The organism is Haladaptatus sp. HS23 (assembly GCF_056892285.1).
In genome coordinates this window covers 46,505-61,880 of the sequence record NZ_JBXGLH010000011.1, presented here as the reverse complement: position 1 = coordinate 61,880, position 15,376 = coordinate 46,505, and the positions used below count along the sequence as shown (strand labels likewise).

Below are 15,376 nucleotides of genomic sequence, written 5' to 3'. Positions count from 1 at the left end.
TCGTTGCTGATCAAACCTCGGGAATGATGCCTAATTGGCGCATCAGACTGACATTGTCCGCATACAAATAGAGGTCGACGATTTTCCCGTTTTCAATACGAAAGACGCCAGCATTCTCCAGGGTAATCTCGTTGCCTGTCGGTTCGACTCCCATAATTTCTCCCTCATGCGTCCCGGTCAAGGTATGCCGGTACACGACGGTATGCCCTTCAGCAATGCATCCATCTTCCGTGACGGTGAGGTCGGGAAATGCAGCGAAGAAGTCTGCGTTCCCCGCTTTAAACTCTTCGCGGCTTTGGAATGATTCTCCATTTCCGGTTGCATATTCAGTGTAGTCCTCAGCCAGATATTTGTCAGCGTCCTCCATGTTTTTCTCGTTGAAAACGTCCTCCATGAGGCTACGCACAACCTCCTTGTTTTCTGCTTCCATTTGATTCTGATCGGTCAATGTTTTTGCCCGAGGAGGGGTACGGTAGCGCTATAGATAAGATGTCTCTCGCCTGCATAGGAATTCTCTACTGGATAAAAAGGGCTGACGCGGTGGTTCGTTCGGCAGTTCTGTCCGTCCTGTTCTCACGCATGGCCAGCACGGGAAATCTCTGAGCCTATTGCAGTCACAGTCGTCTGGTTCAGCATTGCCGTCGTCCGCCGCGGTTCCGACCGTAGTCATGTGCTTGCAGAATGCGCTTCGCGAAACGTAGTGCGGGCAGGTGCAGGCCATCAGTTCGTTCGTGACGTCATCGATGAAGACAGTCTACTGGTGGTCTGCGGGGTTCTCGTGGCACTCGTTGGTGACTTCGACGAATCCGGGGGAACCGTTCTTTCTTCCCAGTTCTTTTTCGCCCCGTGATCAGTAGTCGTCCTTGGGTGAGTTCGTTCCCGACTCTTCAAAGAGATGTTGTGCATATCGATAGATTGGAGCGCCAAGCCAGTCCCGATCACGGGGAATAGTATCGAGTGCAGATCGAGCGTCCGAATCAGTAAAGACACCACGTTTGACGAGTGCGCGGAGAAGAATTGGTGAAAGAGCAACATCGGCCGAGACAAGAGTAGTGAGTTCAGGAAGTGCTCGAAAATCGTCTGTGATGAGAAACGCTGCATCGATCCCTTCAACAGCCGCGACACAGCTCGCCTCACCAGCATCGATTCGACTCGAAGAAAGTTCTGGGGAAGAGGCATCCAGAACCTCGAAGCGGTCGGAACGTTCGAGGACGGCTGTTGCCCCGTGACCGTGGACATCATCATATTCTGCAGTCGATTCAAGTTCCTCGGTGACGAGTGTCGTAGTTACGACGTCGTATCCGGCAAGCACGTCATCGAGGACGTTACCGATCGCGAGAGAAATGAACGCACTTGTATCGATAACCAGCATTTACAAATCTGCAAGTTTGTCGGCGAGGTCGTCTCCCTCATCGAGAAGTTGCTTTGAGGTACGGACTGCTTCTGCATCCTGTCGACCGATCATATCGATGAGGGTTTCGAATTCAAGTTCGTCTGCGAGGTAGAGTTCAACGACTGCTTCCTGAAAGCTCTCTTCCGATTCGATTTCATTGAGATACTCTCTGAGTGCTTCGATTAGGAGTTCGGTCCGGTTTTTGTGCGTGACTTCAGCAGCGATATCGGCATGAGTCACGAGCTCTTCTGGAAGACGAAAGTTGACTTTCCGAGTGCTCATAGTGTGGGTACGTTGTACCTACAAAGGCAAAAAGGTTATCCGGGCTTCGTTGAAATCCTCTATAATTGAAAAGAAAAGCGTGCAGATACAGAGCGTATATTCGGCGCCATCGCCGTCTGCTTCGGAGTGACGTGGTAGTCGCCCCTTCGACTAATGTCTGTGTGTGAAGATCAATGCGCGATCGTCTTCGACGCCGACGCAGAGGTCGAGTTGCAATGAGAGGTTGAGGCTCGTCGGGTTCTGCTTGCAGACGACGAGGTCTTCGAATGGTTCGTCGCATGCCGGACACGTCACTGAAACCGTGTTCTGGTACGACTTGATCGACTGGTTCTCCTCCTGGGGCGTTAGCGACGACACCAGGGACTTGAGGTCTACCTCGTCCATGCCCGTCGAAACGAAGTTCTCCCTCATAAACGCTTTGCAGGTTCAGATCGTCCAGCCAGGGACCGAATCCCCACTCGGTCGGTTCGCCGTGCGTCACTCCACTACGAGAGAATGGGGAGGGAAGTAGACGCGAAGGGGCATGGAACATACGCGCCCTGTATCTCGCACGCCCGCTGAAGCCTATCAACGATTGAGAGTTTCAATAAAACCGTTCTCCGGTAGTTAGTGGGCTTACCGTCCAGTTAATGAAGAAGAAATCAGCGTCTACATATACTGATAGTTCTTTTCGCCCCGTTTGCACGCATGGCCAGCACGGGAAGTCACTGAGACCATCACAATCGCAGTTGTCTGGTTCGGAATCGTTGTCGTCCTCCGACGGGAACGTCTCGAGCGTTCCGTCGTCAGTTGCGTTTTCGACTGCGGCCATGTGTTTGCAGACGGCGTTGCGGTGGAGGTGATGCGGACACGTACAGGCCATCAGTTCGTGAGTCACGTCGTCGATGGAGACAGTGTACTGGTGGCTGCGGACTTGTCGTGGCTCTCGTGGGTGACTTCTACCAGCCCCCGAGCATCGATATCGGAGTTGACGACGGCGAAAGGGATGCAGACGCCTTCCGAAGGGACCTGCGGCTTGGCACCCGTCTATTGACCATCGTCCTCGCTGGTCGTAACCGTAATGTTCCGCTGGAAGTACCCGAGGCTGTCGAGAATCGAGGCGAAGATGGCGCTGAAAACGGTGATTAAGACCACCCCTACCGTAAGCAGATTCGAAATCGGGGCCGGGAGGGTGAACTGGAACAGCGCGATGAACACGCAAGTCACCATCCCGACGACAAGGAGGAACGAACCAAGATTGGCGTCCTTTCCTGTGATGAACTGGATACTGTCAATGAACGTCGGTTCTGTCTCTGTATTGGCGGCGGGTCCGGGTTGGCTCATGGGTTCTCTCCAATGATCATTGGTCAGTTACCCCGCTAACATCGGCGTTTTTCATCTCTGTTGCGTGCTGGAGGACTTGGACGAGGTGCGAGACCCAGATGCCAGCGGTAAACCCAAAGAGGGTACCTACAGTCGTGATGCGGATCGATTCTTCGAGCGGTGCGAATGCGGTGATGATACACAGCGTCCCGAAGATGAGCATGAGGCCATATTGAACGCGCGTCGCTCGATTCACTCGTCGTATCTCATTAATCATAAACGATGGATATAGATCTCTCGGGGGTATAACGATGCTGCCTAACAGAGACTAACGAAGTTTACACCGCGAACAGGGACGCTACAACGAACCAGTGATTGAGAGGAAGCGTACAGGTTATGCGCTCTCACGACAGCTTTTCAGAAGACGAAGAGTTGCATCAAAAACAACACGGTCAATAGTTCGGTCGAGTAGGATCATCAGTCGCTGTATCTTATGGAAATAACGTTCGATATTCAAAACAGCAGGAGAGTATGTCAACGCCAGATTCGACATCCGAAGAAACGACAATATTTCCAAACCAACAGTGGAACTTGGTGCTTGCAGCCACATTTACTCTTCTAGGCGCCTATTACATTCTCTCTCCAGAGATGGGTGCTGAATCATCTACGGTTGGTGGCCCATTCCTGTTACTGGGTGTATTCGGGTTTATCGTCTCCTTTGTACGATACGTCCGTCACTAGCTGGATCTTTTGACCGGGCTGCTCACCTAGAAGTGCGTTCGACCAGTCTCTAATTACGCTGCTATTCAAATTCTATCTAAATCATTGCGCTTTTGAAATCAGGGAGAATAGTAGTTGTATGTCTCAGGAATTGACGAGGCGCGAACTCGGATTTGAACTGGGATTTCTACTGCTCGCTCTGGGTTTGTATGGGTCTATTTTGCTGACTTCGAAAATGGTGTTCTCGGCGAGTATTGCGACACTCATCGCTGGTGTGGGTATTGGTGGTCTCTTAGCTTGCGTAACACTGGTACTATTTAACAGCGAATTTGTAACGTATCGATTTCAGCGTCCGCTTCTCCGATTCCTAATGATATTGGCAATTATTCTCGGCGTACAAGCGTTGCTCAACCTATTCCCGGTGTTCGTTCGGATTGCAGGAGTGGCGTACTTCAGTCTCATTTTCCTTGGTCGGTTGCCACTTTATGTCACAATATTCAAACGTTGATTAACGGGGTGTAGAATCACAAACTGCGCTGAAACGCCACGATCGCCAGGAATCCGAATAAGCGAACTCTCGCATGAAAAGAGCAAATAAAGCTCAAATACACAGTATTCGACGAACGGGGGTGGAATCGAACCACCGGGGCCACAGAGTGGCCGCCATCGACACGGTGTCGATGGTGCTTCTACCAACAAGCAACCCGCTCTTGTGAAATGGTGCGTGGTCGTGCCAGCAGAACCACGCAACGGACGGTTGGCATCAGAGCGACGTTTTTCCGTTGACGATGCTCGAGCGTCGTAATCCATGGCAACCGGACTATTGTAGTGCGACGCTCGCAGTTTTTCTAATGGGTGCGTTGAGTATTGTTATGTGGTACTTGACAATGGAGAAAGGACTAATGGAACTCAGCGATATTGACAGTTGTCTCAACTATTGAAACTGAAATTGAGCCATCGTGTAGGCAAGTACTGCATGCTGGAAACCTTCATTAGTTTTGAAGTCACTTCTTAATCCATGGGAAAGTTAGTAGCCATAACGACAGATAACAAGGAGATCGAGTGTCATGATATAAGAGAAGGAGACAATGGTTTACAACTTCGTAACGAGGAGAAAGATCTTGTTGGATATATTCCCTACAACCGTCTCTGTTACGTAGAAACGACATAAGCGAATCACCGAGGACCTTCCGAAGGATATCGCTGTACTCGCCGAGTATCGGCCCGACAAACTCAAAAAACTCCGGGAAATCGTCTGTGAAGAAATCGGCGAAGAATAAGTGATTGTATCGTTTTGTGGGTAGAGGCGTCTGCAATTTCGTCTCCTAATAGTGATTCCCGTTGTAACAGGCTGGATGAACCCAGGACTAATTATTTCCCGATATTAGTAGGCACTATTATTCTTATAGAGCGTCTCTTTGTCGTCAACGACGAACTTCGAATACCGATCACCTCGAACCCCGCCTGGCTTACTTATTGGAGCGTGGGCCATTTGGTCGCTTTTTGAGATTTGGACGAGCGGGATCGATTGGCAGAGTGGTGGTGCTATTGCGACTGTTGGAGCGTTCACAGCAGTCTGTCTCGGGTGTCACGGGTGTCTCGTGTGGGATATTGGGGAAACGACTGGAGATTCTATGGAGCGACCGACTTTGTATCGGCGGCTAATGCAGCTCTTTGGAGCGCTTGGGATCGTATTTCTTGGTGTACTTGCTCTTTCAGTGTTATTCTAAATTGGTTGGTGGAATTGAGTAGTTACTCATCACTCAAGGAATGGATTTACCTCCGGAGAGCGATATAGCAGCTCTGGTTGCGACAGATATCGACATCGTTGAAAAACATAACACCGACCTGCTTGAGGGGCTCCGCGAAATCGTGTGTCCAAATACGACTGAGGACGAAGAATGAGCATCCCGTGACCGTGCATTGAGACTATCAAAGATACGCGGTGGTTCTCAGAAACGAACGGTATCTCCCTCTACGCCAGGTCCGATGCGTTCTCAGCCTCGCGTTTCAGGTTTTCTAGCCAGTTGCGTAGGGACTCGTCGAGAGCTTCCTGCAACGTTTCGGTCTGGGTCTGGACCGGCTCGCCCTCCCAGGACTCTTCGGTACGGACGAGCCGTTGCGGTGGAGGTGATGCGGACACGTGCAGGTCATCAGTTCGTTGGTGATGTCGACGAGACCGGGGGCATCGACGTTGAAGGCAAATTGTTCGGTCTGTGCCGTCTCGTCAGCGTCACGGGCTGCGGATGGTTTTCATCCATGGTCTTCTAACAGGTTTCGGAAGATAACCACCGATAACGGCGATTACTATGCTAGTAGTTACCATACTACTAACCGTTGACGAGTCGGAGTATAGCCTAATGAAAAAATCCTCGGCGATATGGTTGGCGTGCCACGAGACGATGAACGTGAAAAAATTCGACCCAGCAATTACATTACCGGGTCAACTGCGAAAGCAAGAACACGGCAGCAGCATGGTTTTCGTAAACAGAAAGCTCGCTGCAACGGCTGCTGACGAACTCGACTACCTCATTCGAGAGACCGAAGGCATTGAGGCCGACCCACTAAGCAACGACGTGTTCCAAGCACGCGACCACCTAAGGAAACCTCTCAGTTTTGAGCTGGAGGACGAATGAGCGTTCAATCGGACGGCGCCGAGAGCGTCTGTATTGAGCTGAGTGACGAGTGTTTTGGATCGTTTGTTCCGAGTGGTAAATACCACGGGAACTATTGTCCGGCGTGCCGCAACGCATTGGAGATGGAGAGCGATAATGACTGAGATTCATTCCAGAAAACGTGGTAAGAAGGCGGCAGTAGGCGTTGCAATGGACGTGATGCGGACAGGTGCAGGCCATCAGTTCGTCGGTCATGTCATCGATGGAGACAACGTACTGGTGGTCTGAGGGCGTCTCGTGGCCCTCGTTGGCGACTTTTACTAGTCCGGGAGCATCGACATCGAAGGTGAATTGTTCTGTCTGTGCGCGGTTCAGTGCATTCTCGGCAGCGTCACAGACTGTGGATGGTTCATCTTCATGGATTTTAGGGGTTGTCCCTAGGAAAGAATGGAAAACAGCAAGAACTGAGGAATAGCACTACTACGTATCGAGAAACGAGCCCGAGAGTTAATGTGTCTCTAGAACAGAGTGTGTCTATGGTCACGCTTGAGGTATCCTTGCCTGACCGTATCGAGAGTGATATTGATCGCCTTGTCGAACAAGGTGATTTTCTGAATCGAGAACAAGCGATCGAAGAGCTTCTCTCGCTGGGGTTATTGGCCCAGGAAACCGGCGATGAATCCGAAGAGGAGTTGGATGAAGATCTGTTTACGCAAGCTGTCGATGAGCAACAGGATCCGGCCGACCAATACAACGATCCGCTCTAATCCTCCTCTCGGAAAGAAGAGCTAAGACTGCCTTCCATTTCGAGTTTAATGAGACGATCGAGTTTTTCTCTTCAATTGTTTCAACTGCCTGGTCTGCGAAATACTCAGCCGCGACGTCCCCCGTATGCTGGTACGTACGGTTGAGCAAATTCCGCTCGGTTCAACCACAAGACAGCGGTTGATGTACTTCAGACGATTCGGCGTTCGGAGGGTTTCAATATTCTTCCCGTTGGGGAAGGTGTGTTTGCTGCAGCGTGTGATTAGTTCGAGCGCTATGACGACCAGCAGATTTCGTTCGTTGATCACACGAGCGCGGTGCTTGCTCGTGGATATGAGATTGAACATATTTTTGCCTTTGATCGGGATTTTTCGACGCACGGGCTGACCCGTGTGCCTGCGGATATCCACTTTCCAGAGTGAGTGTGGTCTGGAGTCCGAGAAGGGTTCTCGCTGGATGATTTGTTGGTGAGTATTGTGTCTTGGACAGACCGTAATTAGGTTTCACTCTCAGTTTGTTGTTCCTGTACTCCGAGTTGTCGTTCGTGATCTTCGATTCCCGCTTCATGTGCCTGGGTGTTGCTGGCATCACGCTCCGCCAGTTCTTGCAAGCGGTGTTCTTGCCCGTATAGAACAACCGTATCGCCGGGGTGAATTTCGGTATCCGGTCCTGGTGCCCCGATGTATGAGCCATCAACGCGATCGATCGCGAGCACACGGACCCCCTCGGCGGGGAGATCCAACTCGGCTAAGGCGCCGCTAGTCAACCATTCATCTGTTTCTGTATCGATTTCAGCAACCCGATAGTCCTCTTGCAGTCCGAGTACTTGTGTATAATCTCGAAGTTCGAGATCAGTCGTCCGACTGAGTGTTCGTTCGATGAGAGGTGTAGCAAGGTGGTTGAGCCAGTGACTCCGGGCGAGTAGGATTAGAAGGACTGCCCCACCGACGATGTAGACAAGTCCAGTGAGGTTCCCACTGTCTGCATTCGTGAACGAGAGAACGAGTGAGGCGATGGCACTCACGAGACCGAGGCTTCCGAGCCGAATCAGTTGCTTGGCGATATGACGTCGACCAGGTGCCTCGGTGATCACTTCTGATTCTTCGGTCGTGAATCCCGCACCCGAAAATGCAGAGGCGGCTTGGAAGGATGCAATGTCGGGTGACACGCCAGTCATTCTGAGGGCAATTGCACCGATGCGGATGATGAGTAAGGCGAGTGCGAACGTGAGCAAGAGCGAGAGGATGGGATAAATGGCTGCCATATTCGAGTCGTGATACACTCGCACATGGCTTTGTACTCATGGCCCACCGAATGGGTCTTCGTTGGAAAGCGAGTCCAGTGCGACGAACAGGGACGATTTGCGCAGCAAACGAGTGATGACGATATCCTTCGAGTAATTCGTGAGTCCGAGTTTCCAGCAGTGACCGCTCGGTGGGTCGCAGATACAGTTGGAATGAAACGGCGGCCAGTGCATCAGCGACTCGAGGAGCTGCATGAACGCGGTGAGGTGGAACGTGGGAACTTGAGTCGGCGGGTGGTTATCTGGTGGCTTCCAGAGAAAGTGTGAATTGATTCCCCGATCTACGAATTACGTCGAAAGACGTAGTGGCAGACAGGACACTGTCGTTCGAGGTCATCGATCACGCAATTACTTGTATTACCGGTCCATCCGCAGTCAGGACATTGAGTGAGGCCAGTACTCATTTCATTTCTCAACGGCTTCCTGTACCAACTACTTTGGGACGCAAGAGAGGTCATACTTCGACGACCGGATCGACGGGGATGTTTTCAAAGGAACAAGTATACCCGGGAATATTAGTAGAATTTCAATAGTTCTGTCCTAAGGCTGAATAGAGGTGGCTCTATTCCGCTATAACACCGTATGAGCCAATATCGACCCATAAATATAAGGTTGGAATGGTAATATGAATAAGCGGTTTTAAGGTTGGATGAGTAACAGGAATGGAAATGACTCGGTTAAGTCCAGTTCTCAGTCGTGTGAAGCCGTGGAAGGCTGCATTTATGATTTCCATTCAGCCGTAGGATTCTAAGGCTGGATTCTATGGCCGGAAACCAGCCCTAATCGATTCTATGCAATTTTAAAGCCGTTAAATTCCTATTTTCACCTCCAAATTCTTCCAAAGTAATAGGGGGTACGGACGAATGGAACGAGGATCGACACTGATAGGACTGTCATGAGAGCAAGACGGTATTGAACAGGTGTATTTTCGCTCTTTGAGAGCAACGTCTGGGCAGTAACTCACTGATGAGGATCGCTAGTCGAGGTATCTGTATCTTCCCCCAGCATAGCCGACATACGGGGATGGGGCGACCACACCGTATTATCGGACCTCGTTCATATAACCCCTGTTCCAACAGCCCGAAATGTTTTATCAATAGTATATCAACTCGAGTTTGGATGAAGGTCTCAATTGAGTTGCAAGATGGTCACGAGTTGGAACTAACAGACGTGGGAATTGAAACACACGAAGAATCCAATACAATAGCGCTGAGTGTCGATGCCCTCATTAAAGGACTTGACGATGAGACACTTGCTGCATTCGAAGACCGCAAACTCCATCCACTCTCCCTGGTCTTCGTGAGCGAGGACGAACTCCCGATTGAGGACGATAGTCGCTCCGGTGGGAAGTAAAGTACATTCGTATTTTTCGTTGGAACGCGCATAGAGCAATTCGCTCTCACTATCATCACAATCCTTCTCGGGTCCACCGATGATAAGATCGAATTCTCAGGGGATACCACCGACCGCAATCGTCTCCGAAGAGCGTCCATCATATCCGAATTCATGGCTCTGTTGAAATTCTCAACAGATGATACGAAGCGCGTGCTAAATACAGAGGATATATTCAGCAGACTAACCTCGTTTGCTGCAACCCGTCTATGAAACAGTCGTCCCTGTTTTTGATTGAGCAATAGCCGAACTGCCGTCGGATCGGGAAGATAGGTGTTCGACTACGTGTTTCGCGTCCCGGCCGACCCCACAGAGGATTTCGGACGAGGCAGCGTATAGGAACAACATCCCGACAAAGTACAATCCTGGTTCGTCTGCCACGACGCCCCGATAGTGGTTTGGCTCCATCGGATCGTCACCCTCGAAGATCGGGAGGTCAATCCAGGAGAAATCAGGACGATATCCCGTGGACCAGATGATGTTCTTCACCTTCAATACTTGGTCAGCCTCAGTCAGAGGCAGGCCATCTTGTACTCCAACCGTGCGAGGAACCCGTTCGATACCTGCTTCAACCAAATCCTTGGGCTTGGTTCGCACTAGGATGGTACCTTGTGAGAGAAACTTCGGTCGTACCTTGCGGCCGATGGGCGTGTCTACAGTCAGTATCCGGTGGAAGAGGACCCGAAGCACAAATGGAACCCCGAAGTGCCGCCCCACGAACGAGTCAATGTGGAACGGGACATGCCCGACGTCTCGTCCGGACAACCAAGTGAAGTGGTCATGCACGGTCTCTAAGGCTATTTCGGCACCTGAGTTACCCGCTCCCACGACGAGGACTCCCCCCTCTTGCAACTGACCAGGGTTGCGATATTCACTGGAATGCAACTGGACGATGTTCGGATCCAACTCTTCGGCGAAGTCTGGTACCACGGGCACCTGGTGTGTCGCCATGGCCACTACTACATTATCGGCGAGGAAGCGCCGCTTGCCCGCCGCAACCACGAATCGACCCTCCTCTTTCGTGAGATGATCAACCCTGACACCTAGTTCGACCGGCAACTCAAACCGGTTCGCATACGCTTCCAGATAGTCGGCCATCTCGTCCTTTGTGGGGAAAGTCTGCGGCGAACCCGAGAAGGACAGACCGGGAAGTCCGCTGTAGCGGGCGGGAGTAAACAGGCACAGTGAGTCCCACCGGTTGCGCCAAGCGTCTCCAATCCGCGTGCCCGCATCAAGGATGACGAAGTCTCTCGCCTTCTTTTTCAGGTAGTAGCCGGTTACCAGTCCGGCTTGACCCCCACCAACAACGACGGTGTCATAACTCTCGGTCATGTTTCCTCAGATCCCTATACGCCTACCAGCGACATATAAATGTCTTGTGAAATGTTTCACCCTGTGAAGAAAGTGATGTAGTATAGATAGAAAGGATATTCAGTCAGTCATAGTTGAATGCTTCGAGCGTCCATTTCAGTCGATGGCGCCTGCATGCACCACTTTTCGTCGAAATTACACTTCATCCGCTGACGCAGTCGACAAGAGCAGGTCCGACAAGACGGGAGTCTCCAACGCTTACAGTTCGACCGGTCTCGCTTCTTGGCGGATATTCTCGAAGGTGGCAATGGCCCACTCTCGGGCTTCCGGCGAGTCAGTATCGATCATGGCCGTCAGTGCCCCGGTCTCGGCGTCGTGGCAACAGATACCAGCACGGTCGTCTACGATACCGAGACCACACCGGTTCCCGTCGGGGAGATCGTCGTGGACGAAAACGTAACAGTGTTCACATGAGGCGGCCTCCATGACACGTTCGGGATTCCAAGCAAGGGTTCCCTCGAGGGCGGTCGGCGAGTACACATACTCCAGTTCCATACCGTCAAGGACGGCTTGACAGACCGCCTCGTTGTTAATCGACTTGTACACGATACTGTCGAACCCACGCAATCGATCGGTTCCCTTGATGAGGTGGGTCAGCCGCTCGACCGGTTCGTACGGGTAGCCTGGTCCGGGGTAGGAGACGGTCGCATCGGCGAAGAGGTCGATAGAGAACCCCTCCATCTCGCGGGGAAGCCACTGCCAGACGTCGCGAAGCTTGCGTTCGACCTCCATCGCATCGCGAAGATCAAGGAACTGTTCGGCGACGAACTCGCCAAGCGGTGTCAGTTCATAGATCGGCCCGTTCTGGACAATCCATTGACGATCTTTGAAGTCAGTGAGAATCCGACTCATGGTCGGTGAGGAGGCGCCCGTCGTAGTGCGAAGTTCCCGTCGTTCGCTAGGTCCATCGATCAGTCCCTCCATCACACCAACTCGGTGGCTCGACCGGGCGAGGAAGTCAATTCCTTCGAGAGCAGATTCCATAGTGTGTGTTTGTTTAACACAGTATAATATATTGGCACTCGCGGCCTGCTCGTGAGGAATAAGAACCCTGCGTCACGGCAAGATGCGACTTCCGTCATGGCTCGTCAAACAGATTCTCGACGAATACGGTCTCGACACCAACCCAAACACGGTGCGCCGTGTCATGGAGTTCGTCGCACGGGGAACGAGCGAGAGCGAGACGTCTGCTGGGTAGAATACATCCATACGCATTCACCGAACGACTGGGGAGAACAACGGAACCGTCTAATCAATTCTCGGCTTGAATCTGCTCGCCAGTCGGACAGTGACACCGAACAGCGCCTCCGTATTGAGAAAGCTGGTCGCGACTACTTAAAGTGAGATTCTCACAATTCAGTGGAGGGAAAACTCTCGTTCGAATACATCCGACGAGAATAGCCCACGTTCGAATTGAAGCAAATACAACCACGAGAACGACAGGTGAGTGACCCGTCGCGTCGCTTTTGAAACGTCCCACCTGTTCGACTAAGTATGTGAGATTCGAAATTATGAGTGTTGTTTCATTAGACACCGAGTTGAAGCAGTATCTATGGACGAAACGGGGGGAGTATCTTACAAACACGTTTTGGTGCCGACGGATGGAAGCAAAGCGGCAAAGCGCGCAACCAAACAGGCAGTAGAACTCGTAAAGGAGAGCAATGGAACAGTACACGCACTGTACGTGATGGACATGGGGGACGCAGGTTTCGTCGCAATCCCGAGCGACATCAAGGAAACACGGCAGCGACTAGAGAAAAAGGGACGCAAATTCGTAAACGAAGTAGAAAAACAAGCCGAAGAAAGCGGAGTCGACTGTGTTACCGTCGTAAAATCAGGAATCCCAGAAAACGAGATAGTTGAGTATGTCCATGAAAACGACGTCGATCTAGTAGTTATGGGAAGACGAGGACGGTCAGACCCTGACAAGCCGCTTATTGGTTCAACGACGAAGCGTGTCCTTGGCCTCTCTGACGTTCCAGTTCATGTGGTCTGACATTCAGGATGATTCCAACTTATAATTAACCTTGACTGAGCGAACTCACTCCATCGACCATTCATGATTGACCGTTGCGAGCACCAGTATCGTCAAGCCGAGCAAAATCACGGTCAATACATGACCGTCGAATCGGTTCACTGAGAGAAATATCTACAAAAGATTCGGTGTTGAGATTCAGTAGTGAACACAACTACTGAACATCAGTGTATCAGTTGTCGGTGACAGCGAGGTTGATGTACGGAAGGACGAATGTAATCAGAGTGTGTTCGGCTTTTCGAAGGTGATTCGATGCTGTAGTCTTCGTAATTCCCATCTCTTCGGCGAGTTCTTCGAGGGTCACTTCCCGAGGGATTTCGAAATATCCCTTCTCGACTGCGGTGTTCAGAAACTCACGCTGTCGCGGTGGAATCGATGCGAACAGTTCCTGCCACTCTGTACGGCTCGGCATGATTTCCCGGCGGAAGTCGATGCGGCGCTCACGTACATCCTCTCGCACTCCGATACGTTTCTCACGTTGTTACGGGAGCATCTCGCGCTCGTCCTCGTGTCGGTGGCCCTCGCCATCGTCGTCGCCATCCCGTTGGGCATCCTTGCGACCCGAAACAAACACGCAAAACGGGTAGTGATGGGTGTCGGAAACGTTGCACAGACGGTGCCGACGCTCGCGATTATCGCTCTGGTATTCCCGCTGCTCGGCCTTGGGTTTCTACCGTCGCTCGTCGGTCTGTTCACCTACGCGCTGTTGCCGATTCTCACGAACACCGTTACTGGCCTCAAAGACGTTGATGAAAGTACGGTCGCGGCGGCCCGTGGCATGGGAATGACCGAGAACCAGATTTTGCGAAAGATCAAGTTGCCGCTCGCTTTGCCCGTTATCTTCGCCGGAATTCGGACGAGTGCGGTTCTCAACGTCGGGACCGCCTATCTCGCATTCTTCATCGGCGGTGGCGGACTCGGAGTTTGGGTGATCACCGGCATCTCCCTTTTCGATACACCACAACTCCTTGCCGGGGCGATTCCGGGCGCACTGCTCGCGATCGGGCTGGATCTACTCTTCGCCCTTATCGAACGACGACTCGGGACCGATTCGGTCCAAACACAGACGATTCCGACCGGATAGCTCGTTTTCCTCACACCGATTCTGGATTGCAGTGCGAAATCCATCGACGAGCAGTCGGTCGGGTTTTGCGATTTGTGATATCACTCATATTGGGAGTGTACAGCCGACAACTCGAAATCACCACACTATTCTAGTGTGAACGCTAATACAAACATAGATACGAACGTCATGAATTGACATAGCGAACTATTAGAAGTATCAGAAAACGTCATTAATCTGTGAGGTATTAACCGATATCTATATCATTTCACATAACGTATTAGATAGGTGATTATGCCAATTAACATCACCAGCATGCTCAAACAAGGCTACAGTCGTAGTATCAAACGAAATGGGCTCATGCTCATGGGAATAATCTTCGTCCTCTCCGTCCTCAACGGCGTACTAGGACTCAGTGTTGACCGGTGGGTCACCAGACCGCAGTTTACACCCAGTGGTGTCCAAGCGGATCCGTCGTTGCTCGTCCCACCGCTTGGTGCGACTATCGTCTCATTCGTGCTGGGCATCGTGTTACTAGTGGTAAGTATCGCGGCCATTCGCGTGTTCGTGAGCGATGAAACCGAACACCTTTCCCAAGAATACTTCACTCGAAATATAATCTGGGCCGGGGTCAATCTCTTCGTCGGGATGATCGTCTACGGAATCATTGTTGGACTAGGCTTAGTCGCGTTGGTCGTTCCGGGTATCTTCCTGCTCGTGACCTTGGCGTTCTGGACCGTCTACGTGGCTGTCGAAGACCAGAACTTCATCATAGCGTTCCGCAGCAGCTGGGGTTTGACGCGGGGTTATCGCCTCAACCTCTTGTTCCTGGGTGTGGCCGTTGTGCTCCTCACAGCACTCGTCAACCTTGCCTTCGGTCTCGGTGACCTGGCGAGTGGCAGCTTCGCTGGCGATATCGTTGCCTTAGTGTTCGCACAGGCTGCGAGCGCGATCACGACGGTCTTCTCGGCTGCTGTGCTCGCAACAGCCTACACCGAGCTTACTTCGCATGATGATGAGGAATTCGGTGAGACGATCAGTGAGGACACCACCGCCGGACGTCCTGCTGCCTAACACAGTTGATTTTTGAACAAAAGTGACGGCCTCCCACGCCTCGAGACGCCGGGCTCCCACA

22 protein-coding genes are annotated in these 15,376 nt (G+C 51.7%); 11 read left to right on the top strand and 11 right to left on the bottom strand.

Going from position 1 to position 15,376, the window contains the following annotated elements; translation table 11 throughout:
• Window positions 1–10: 10 nt before the first annotated feature.
• The 4 genes from AC1XDK_RS23575 to AC1XDK_RS23560 all read right to left on the bottom strand — a co-directional run bounded on the left by AC1XDK_RS23575 (window position 11) and on the right by AC1XDK_RS23560 (window position 2,059).
• Entirely contained in the window at window positions 11–430 is a 420-nt protein-coding gene (locus AC1XDK_RS23575; protein WP_483352468.1) for an ester cyclase, read from the bottom strand.
• Between the two features lie 420 nt (window positions 431–850).
• Window positions 851–1,372: a PIN domain-containing protein gene (locus AC1XDK_RS23570; protein ID WP_483352467.1), complete on the bottom strand. Its 522-nt coding sequence runs from the start codon at window positions 1,370–1,372 to the stop codon at window positions 851–853.
• Window positions 1,373–1,675: a CopG family transcriptional regulator gene (locus tag AC1XDK_RS23565; RefSeq protein ID WP_483352466.1), complete on the bottom strand. Its 303-nt coding sequence runs from the start codon at window positions 1,673–1,675 to the stop codon at window positions 1,373–1,375.
• Between the two features lie 150 nt (window positions 1,676–1,825).
• Entirely contained in the window at window positions 1,826–2,059 is a 234-nt protein-coding gene (locus AC1XDK_RS23560) for a DUF7385 family protein (protein ID WP_483352465.1), read from the bottom strand.
• A 295-nt stretch (window positions 2,060–2,354) separates the two neighbouring features.
• Here AC1XDK_RS23560 and AC1XDK_RS23555 point away from each other — a divergent pair, with 295 nt between their 5' ends.
• On the top strand, window positions 2,355–2,708 hold the full coding sequence (locus AC1XDK_RS23555; RefSeq protein ID WP_483352464.1) for a hypothetical protein: 354 nt from the start codon (window positions 2,355–2,357) through the stop codon (window positions 2,706–2,708).
• Here AC1XDK_RS23555 and AC1XDK_RS23550 read toward each other — a convergent pair.
• Together AC1XDK_RS23550 and AC1XDK_RS23545 are read right to left on the bottom strand one after the other, a co-directional pair.
• The gene (locus tag AC1XDK_RS23550) at window positions 2,702–2,998 is read right to left on the bottom strand and encodes a hypothetical protein (RefSeq protein ID WP_483352463.1); all 297 of its coding nucleotides are present in this window, start codon (window positions 2,996–2,998) and stop codon (window positions 2,702–2,704) included. The two genes, AC1XDK_RS23555 and AC1XDK_RS23550, sit on opposite strands and share 7 nt — an antisense overlap.
• A 16-nt stretch (window positions 2,999–3,014) precedes the next feature.
• The gene (locus AC1XDK_RS23545) at window positions 3,015–3,254 is read right to left on the bottom strand and encodes a hypothetical protein (protein ID WP_483352462.1); all 240 of its coding nucleotides are present in this window, start codon (window positions 3,252–3,254) and stop codon (window positions 3,015–3,017) included.
• Window positions 3,255–3,836: 582 nt separating this feature from the next.
• Between AC1XDK_RS23545 and AC1XDK_RS23540 the strand changes: the two genes are divergently transcribed.
• The 4 genes from AC1XDK_RS23540 to AC1XDK_RS23525 all read left to right on the top strand — a co-directional run bounded on the left by AC1XDK_RS23540 (window position 3,837) and on the right by AC1XDK_RS23525 (window position 7,079).
• Window positions 3,837–4,205, top strand: a complete 369-nt coding sequence (locus tag AC1XDK_RS23540; RefSeq protein WP_483352461.1) for a hypothetical protein — start codon at window positions 3,837–3,839, stop codon at window positions 4,203–4,205.
• A 1,801-nt stretch (window positions 4,206–6,006) separates the two neighbouring features.
• Window positions 6,007–6,333, top strand: coding sequence for a hypothetical protein (locus AC1XDK_RS23535; RefSeq protein WP_483352460.1), 327 nt, complete (start codon window positions 6,007–6,009; stop codon window positions 6,331–6,333).
• Between the two features lie 135 nt (window positions 6,334–6,468).
• Entirely contained in the window at window positions 6,469–6,600 is a 132-nt protein-coding gene (locus AC1XDK_RS23530; RefSeq protein ID WP_483352459.1) for a hypothetical protein, read from the top strand.
• A gap of 248 nt (window positions 6,601–6,848) precedes the next feature.
• On the top strand, window positions 6,849–7,079 hold the full coding sequence (locus tag AC1XDK_RS23525; RefSeq protein ID WP_483352458.1) for a ribbon-helix-helix domain-containing protein: 231 nt from the start codon (window positions 6,849–6,851) through the stop codon (window positions 7,077–7,079).
• 494 nt (window positions 7,080–7,573) lie between these two features.
• Here the strand turns inward: AC1XDK_RS23525 and AC1XDK_RS23520 are convergent, their stop codons facing one another.
• Window positions 7,574–8,341, bottom strand: coding sequence for a TrkA C-terminal domain-containing protein (locus AC1XDK_RS23520; protein ID WP_483352457.1), 768 nt, complete (start codon window positions 8,339–8,341; stop codon window positions 7,574–7,576).
• Between the two features lie 36 nt (window positions 8,342–8,377).
• Entirely contained in the window at window positions 8,378–8,575 is a 198-nt protein-coding gene (locus tag AC1XDK_RS23515; protein ID WP_483352456.1) for a hypothetical protein, read from the bottom strand.
• 924 nt (window positions 8,576–9,499) lie between these two features.
• On the opposite strand from AC1XDK_RS23515, the gene AC1XDK_RS23510 reads away from it, so the two are divergent.
• Complete coding sequence (locus AC1XDK_RS23510) at window positions 9,500–9,733, top strand: hypothetical protein (RefSeq protein ID WP_483352455.1); 234 nt, start codon at window positions 9,500–9,502, stop codon at window positions 9,731–9,733.
• A gap of 246 nt (window positions 9,734–9,979) precedes the next feature.
• Here AC1XDK_RS23510 and AC1XDK_RS23505 read toward each other — a convergent pair whose 3' ends face one another.
• Together AC1XDK_RS23505 and AC1XDK_RS23500 are read right to left on the bottom strand one after the other, a co-directional pair.
• Window positions 9,980–11,104: a flavin-containing monooxygenase gene (locus AC1XDK_RS23505; protein ID WP_483352454.1), complete on the bottom strand. Its 1,125-nt coding sequence runs from the start codon at window positions 11,102–11,104 to the stop codon at window positions 9,980–9,982.
• 237 nt (window positions 11,105–11,341) lie between these two features.
• The gene (locus AC1XDK_RS23500; protein WP_483352453.1) at window positions 11,342–12,127 is read right to left on the bottom strand and encodes a helix-turn-helix transcriptional regulator; all 786 of its coding nucleotides are present in this window, start codon (window positions 12,125–12,127) and stop codon (window positions 11,342–11,344) included.
• Window positions 12,128–12,209: 82 nt separating this feature from the next.
• Between AC1XDK_RS23500 and AC1XDK_RS23495 the strand changes: the two genes are divergently transcribed.
• The 3 genes from AC1XDK_RS23495 (at window position 12,210) to AC1XDK_RS23485 (ending at window position 13,139) form a co-directional block, all read left to right on the top strand.
• Window positions 12,210–12,341 carry a hypothetical protein gene (locus AC1XDK_RS23495; protein WP_483352557.1) on the top strand — a complete coding sequence of 44 codons (132 nt, stop codon included), beginning with the start codon at window positions 12,210–12,212 and terminating at the stop codon, window positions 12,339–12,341.
• A gap of 5 nt (window positions 12,342–12,346) precedes the next feature.
• Window positions 12,347–12,487 (top strand): DUF8150 family protein, encoded by a 141-nt coding sequence (locus AC1XDK_RS23490; RefSeq protein ID WP_483352550.1) that lies wholly within the window; start codon window positions 12,347–12,349, stop codon window positions 12,485–12,487.
• 208 nt (window positions 12,488–12,695) lie between these two features.
• The gene (locus AC1XDK_RS23485; RefSeq protein WP_483352452.1) at window positions 12,696–13,139 is read left to right on the top strand and encodes a universal stress protein; all 444 of its coding nucleotides are present in this window, start codon (window positions 12,696–12,698) and stop codon (window positions 13,137–13,139) included.
• A 211-nt stretch (window positions 13,140–13,350) separates the two neighbouring features.
• On the opposite strand, the gene AC1XDK_RS23480 is transcribed toward AC1XDK_RS23485, so the two are convergent.
• Window positions 13,351–13,638, bottom strand: coding sequence for a helix-turn-helix domain-containing protein (locus AC1XDK_RS23480; protein ID WP_483352451.1), 288 nt, complete (start codon window positions 13,636–13,638; stop codon window positions 13,351–13,353).
• An 18-nt stretch (window positions 13,639–13,656) separates the two neighbouring features.
• On the opposite strand from AC1XDK_RS23480, the gene AC1XDK_RS23475 reads away from it, so the two are divergent.
• The gene (locus AC1XDK_RS23475) at window positions 13,657–14,262 is read left to right on the top strand and encodes an ABC transporter permease (RefSeq protein WP_483352450.1); all 606 of its coding nucleotides are present in this window, start codon (window positions 13,657–13,659) and stop codon (window positions 14,260–14,262) included.
• Window positions 14,263–14,535: 273 nt separating this feature from the next.
• Window positions 14,536–15,315, top strand: coding sequence for a DUF7847 domain-containing protein (locus tag AC1XDK_RS23470; protein WP_483352449.1), 780 nt, complete (start codon window positions 14,536–14,538; stop codon window positions 15,313–15,315).
• Window positions 15,316–15,376: the final 61 nt, after the last annotated feature.